The following is a 5,034-nucleotide window of genomic DNA, read 5'->3' as shown; positions in this document are numbered from 1 at the left end:
ACGGCGACCAGTTTGGTTTTAGGACCAATCGCGTCAATCACCTTTTGCGGATCAAGATCACCTTTGGCATCCACATCAACCCATTTAATCACGACACCTTGCCGCTCGCGCAGAAAATGCCACGGCACGATATTGGCGTGATGCTCCATGATCGAAAGGACGATTTCATCACCGGCCTGCAAACGCGGCATCGCCCAGCTATAGGCCACCATGTTGATGGCTTCCGTCGTGCCGGAATTGATGATGATTTCATCCTCGGAAGGAGCATTCAGGAAGCGTGCGATGATGCCGCGCACACCTTCATATTTTTCGGTGGCAAGGTTCGACAGATAGTGCAAACCGCGATGCACATTTGCGTATTCTTCCGCATAGCCGCGGGTGACGGCATCGATCACCGCCTGCGGCTTCTGCGCCGATGCCCCATTGTCGAGATACACCAGCGGCCTGTCGTTCACCGTCCGCGACAGAATGGGAAAATCAGCGCGAATTTTTTCAATCTCATAGCTCATGCAAATCCACCAGCTGGGCCAAGCCCCAGGATCGCCATGATGAGCCCGGCCACCATCGCCGTTCCGATAAGTGCGAGAACCCCTGTCACAGCCGCTTTTCCGAGACTATTAAAGCCGTGCAAAACATTGATAAAATGCACAAAACACCAAGCCAACGCACCCAAGGACAACATCCCGAAGATTGATGCAATCGCCGGGCTCAGCAGTACCAGAACAAGCTGGATTGCCTCAAGCGTCAGGCTGATCGACTGAAACCAGACGACGATGGACAATGTTCCCGCCAGCGTCCCTGTCCCGCCTATGAATTTGCCCGTGTAGAGCGTACCCAGAACGAACAGCGCCAAAAAGATCCCGACGATGGCGACATAGGCAAACGGCGACAACGAAAAAGCCTGCTGTTCAAAGGCGATACGAGCGGGTGACAGCATCTGCAAAGCAGCGAGCAGGATCACATTCAACACCGCCACCAAAGCCAATGCCGTCCAGAACGCTTCACGCGGCAGGTTTAGATCAATAGCCTTTTGAGCCATTTTTGTGGGTTCCATGATGCTTTCCCATACGGCCCGCATCCAGGATTGAAAACTAAATGTCATGGTTTGCTTTCTGCTTCGCGTAGGCATTGGATCCAGATGATGCCAAATGCCAAACCACCAATAGCACCGACGAGCAAGGCTTGTGTGCCCGGACCGATCAAACCGCGCACCAAACCGAAAAACAAAATGATCGGCGACGTGGCAAGCAACGTCCAGAAAAGAGCAAGCCGTGCACCAAACCATGATCCTTGTCCGCCAAACAGCTTTGCCACCAGATGAGACAAGGCAGCAAGGCCATACATCACCAGGGGCAACACGATGACCGCCGCAAAGAACGTGTAGGTCATCATCCCTTCAAAGTTCACTTCCGCAGGCCAGGGCGATGGCTCATACCCTTCAGCCACCCGTCTTAGGCGCGGCCACTGAGAGACAAAAATCAAAAAGCAGCTCACCATCAAATAGACGACTGCCCGGTCTTCACGGCGGCCCTGCGCCAGCAGGTCGCGGATGACAGCCCGTGGCCGACGCCAGGTTCGCACTATGTCAGTTGTGACAGGCATCAGTTATGACGATCCAACCAGGCCTCAATGCGGTCGCGCAGTTCCTCGGCAAGTGCCGGATCAGCGATCTCATCCAGAGCTTCCGCAAGGAATGACAGTGTCAGCAGATTGCGGGCCTCATCATGGGGCACCCCACGCGAACGCAGATAAAACAGCGCCGTCTCATCAATCGCACCAGAGGTCGAGCCGTGTGAACAGGCCACATCATCGGCATAGATTTCAAGCTCTGGCTTGGCAAGAAACTGGCTGTCCTCATCCAGCAAGAGCGACTGGCTGATTTGATAGCCATCTGTCTTTTGCGCGCCTGCCTTCACAAGAATCTTGCCCTGAAAGACGCCCGTTGCGCCATTGCGCAGGACTTTCTTAAATACTTGACGGCTTTCGCAATTCACCGCGTCATGGGTAATAAAGACTGTGTCATCGTGATGGAAATCCCTGCCGTCCCCGACACACGCACCAGCCACGTGTGCCACCGCGTCATCACCGACAATCTCAAGAATGCATTCATTGCGGGTCAGAACCCCGTTGAAGGTCAAAGTGAATGACTTGAAAGTGGAATCCTTTGCAATCCTTGCAAAGCAATGTGTTACAGCGCGACGTTCATGGTCGCGACCTTGCGCACGAACGTGGTTGAAAGTACCCCCTTCGGCCACGTCCACTTCCAATAGCTTGGAAAAACGCGCCGCAGCAGGACCGGTTTCAAGCACCGTGACTTCGGCACCCGCCTCGACCTTCACCACATTGTGCAAAATCGCATCAGAGCTTTCATCTTTATGCAGATAAATGAAGTTGATCGGCCTTTCAGTCCGGCCAGTGACACGAATAACAACACCATCAGTTGCCAACGCCGTATTCAAAGCCGCAAGCGGACGGGCCACGGGGGTCTGCCCGCGCGCTTCCAACACGCCATAGAGCTCCTTGACCCAATGAATGTCGGTCTGCGCCGCTTCGGCCAGACGTTCAATCTCAACGCCTTCGGCCTTGAGATCATCTGATGCCTCTGCATCAAAAACCCCGTCGACAAAGACAATCTTCACACGGTCAACCTCCGCAAAAAGCGGACCTTCGTCGTTGTAAAAGAGCGCCGCAGGTGCTGCGTCGGCGGTCGTGAGCGATGACGGGTCGGTATATTTCCAATATTCATCCCGCTTGGTGGGCAACCCCATCTGGCGCAAGCGCGCCATCGCATCGGTACGCACAGCATTGGACCATGCCGCCCCTTGCGGCAGGCTGACACCGTCAAGACGCGCCTCTGTCATATCTGTTTTCACTTGCGCAAGTGCCATCAGGCCACCTCTGCCAGAATATCGGCGTAGCCGTTGTTTTCGACCTCAAGCGCCAGCTCCGGTCCGCCGGTTTTGACGATGCGGCCATCGGCCATGATATGTACGATGTCCGGCTTGATGTGGTCCAGAAGCCGCTGGTAATGCGTGATGACAAGGAAAGATCTGCCTTCTGAGCGCAGCGCGTTGACGCCTTCAGCGACCAATTTCATCGCGTCCACATCGAGACCGGAATCGGTCTCATCAAGAATGCACATCTTAGGCTCAAGCATCGCCATCTGTAGAATTTCATTGCGCTTCTTCTCACCACCGGAGAAGCCCACATTTACCGGACGCTTCAGCATATCGGCGTCAATTTTCAAGCTTTTCGCCTTGGCGCGGACTTCCTTGAGAAAATCTGCGGCGCTGAGCTCTTCTTCGCCACGGGCCTTACGCTGGGCATTCACGGCCGTGCGCAGGAAAGTCATATTACCGACGCCGGGGATCTCAACGGGGTATTGAAACGCAAGAAACAGGCCCAACGCCGCCCGTTCCTCTGCTTCCATTTCCAACAGATCTTGCCCCTCCAGCATTGCACTGCCACCGGTCACCTCATAGCCACCCTTGCCGGACAGCACGTAAGACAATGTTGACTTGCCAGACCCGTTCGGCCCCATGATCGCATGGACAGTGCCGGGCTCAATCGTCAGGTCAACGCCCTTGAGGATTTGCTTGTCTTCGTCTTCCAGTTTGACCTTCAGGTCTTTGATCGTGAGCATCTTGGTCTCCTCAGGATGTCTAAGTGTTAGGCACGGATTTCACCCCTGACTGCGCGCAAGCGTGCAGGGTCAAACCGTCTGATTTCAATGTGTTCAGAAAGAGAAAACGGTGCTTCCGAACTCCAGTGAGTATTTGATCGTATTTTGGGTCACGTCCGCAACGTGGGCGTCGGTGTAGATATAGGCCATCGCGTCGGGCCAGCGCCAGATCAGATTGTGGCTGCCGACCGCCATTGCCCCGATCCCGAAGGCCTGCGCGAAGCGTTCCGAAATCCAGCGCTTGTCCAACCAAAGCGACACGATCAACACAGCCCAGAGCCCGATCATCACATCGACGAACACCGCGCCTGCGGTGCTGTTTGTCATCTCGAAATAGCGAACGCGCACGGCCTCTGCAAAGACCATAGAAACAACGCCAAGAAAGGTCGAAACGATCAGCACAGACAGAATCGAATCCTCGATATTGGGTCTGGGCGCTTTGGGCCGCTGGACCTTCTTGGGCACCTCTATGCCCAAATTCGGATCGAAGTAGCCTTTGTTGCGCGGATTGTCGATATTCTTCAACCGCGCGCGAAAGTCGTTGATGTCCTGCTTGCGTGCCGCCATTTAGCGTGCTCCCCGATCTTTCCTGAGCAATAGCAAAGGATTGGGCACTTTGGCAATGACACGCAACGATGAAGCCTATTTGGTTTTCGCCAAATGTGCCATTGCGGCACCAATGGAAAGATCTATCGTGCATCGACAAAGCTCCCCGCAATTTTGGTTAGATGAGGGGTTACGTCAATGCTTTCCTTGAGGTCAAAGCGCGCCATGCGACCCACAATCTCAGAAACAGGCAGAATATCTTCGATCCAATGATATTCCGGACGATCTACATAATCGTCAAAAAGAACCGTTTTGGGGCGCTTGGATTTCATGACTGTCGTGCAAAAACACGCGGTCCGGAAGCGACCATCAATCAGCACAACATCAGGTTCAACGAAATGCGGAATATCCCAAACGGACGTCGCATATCGGTGGAAGACTTTCTGACGCGTATTAGACTGAGGCCAGCCCCATTCTTTGGTTGGACCAATATCAACGTAGTGAATTGAGAAATTCGCATCGGGATAATTTCGCTGCAATACGGTTGAAATATTCATTGTCCAGACGGGATCGCTCTCAACTGAGAACACCCATTCGGCACCGGTTTCAAGCGCAATAACGGTGGAACCGCCACTGCCGTATTCAAGAATGAATCGCGCATCACGGTAGCACTTTTCAACAAGCGCATGCTCTTTGTCAGGCAAAGTAACCTTTGGTGGCTCCGTCGATGCCGTTGAAAGTACGTCGGAAAGCTTAGGTTTGGTATCCGGGCGTTCATTATGTGCAATTGAAATTGCGGTTAGCCT

The 5,034-nt window shown here is 53.8% G+C and carries 7 protein-coding genes; all 7 read right to left on the bottom strand.

Annotation, left to right across the window (positions count from 1 at the left end; all coding sequences use genetic code 11):
• On the bottom strand, positions 1-509 hold a 509-nt coding region (locus tag ACFDSS_RS13370; RefSeq protein WP_375256227.1), incomplete at its 3' end, for an aminotransferase class V-fold PLP-dependent enzyme.
• Positions 506-1,054 carry a YIP1 family protein gene (locus ACFDSS_RS13365; protein WP_375256226.1) on the bottom strand — a complete coding sequence of 183 codons (549 nt, stop codon included), beginning with the start codon at positions 1,052-1,054 and terminating at the stop codon, positions 506-508. The genes ACFDSS_RS13365 and ACFDSS_RS13370, both read right to left, overlap by 4 nt.
• 44 nt (positions 1,055-1,098) lie before the next feature.
• Complete coding sequence (locus ACFDSS_RS13360; protein ID WP_375256225.1) at positions 1,099-1,602, bottom strand: YIP1 family protein; 504 nt, start codon at positions 1,600-1,602, stop codon at positions 1,099-1,101.
• Positions 1,602-2,888, bottom strand: coding sequence for a SufD family Fe-S cluster assembly protein (locus ACFDSS_RS13355; protein WP_375256224.1), 1,287 nt, complete (start codon positions 2,886-2,888; stop codon positions 1,602-1,604). Before ACFDSS_RS13355 ends, ACFDSS_RS13360 begins: the two co-directional genes overlap by 1 nt.
• On the bottom strand, positions 2,888-3,643 hold the full coding sequence (gene sufC, locus ACFDSS_RS13350; protein ID WP_375256223.1) for a Fe-S cluster assembly ATPase SufC: 756 nt from the start codon (positions 3,641-3,643) through the stop codon (positions 2,888-2,890). Before sufC ends, ACFDSS_RS13355 begins: the two co-directional genes overlap by 1 nt.
• Positions 3,644-3,736: 93 nt before the next feature.
• Positions 3,737-4,249, bottom strand: a complete 513-nt coding sequence (locus tag ACFDSS_RS13345) for a hypothetical protein (protein ID WP_375256222.1) — start codon at positions 4,247-4,249, stop codon at positions 3,737-3,739.
• Positions 4,250-4,371: 122 nt separating this feature from the next.
• On the bottom strand, positions 4,372-5,034 hold a 663-nt coding region (locus tag ACFDSS_RS13340), incomplete at its 5' end, for a hypothetical protein (protein WP_375256221.1).

The organism is Yoonia sp. (genome assembly GCF_042093035.1).
In the GTDB taxonomy this organism is placed as follows: Bacteria; Pseudomonadota; Alphaproteobacteria; order Rhodobacterales; family Rhodobacteraceae; genus Yoonia.
Note: the sequence above shows the minus strand (reverse complement) of the source record. Positions and strands in the feature narration are given on the sequence as shown.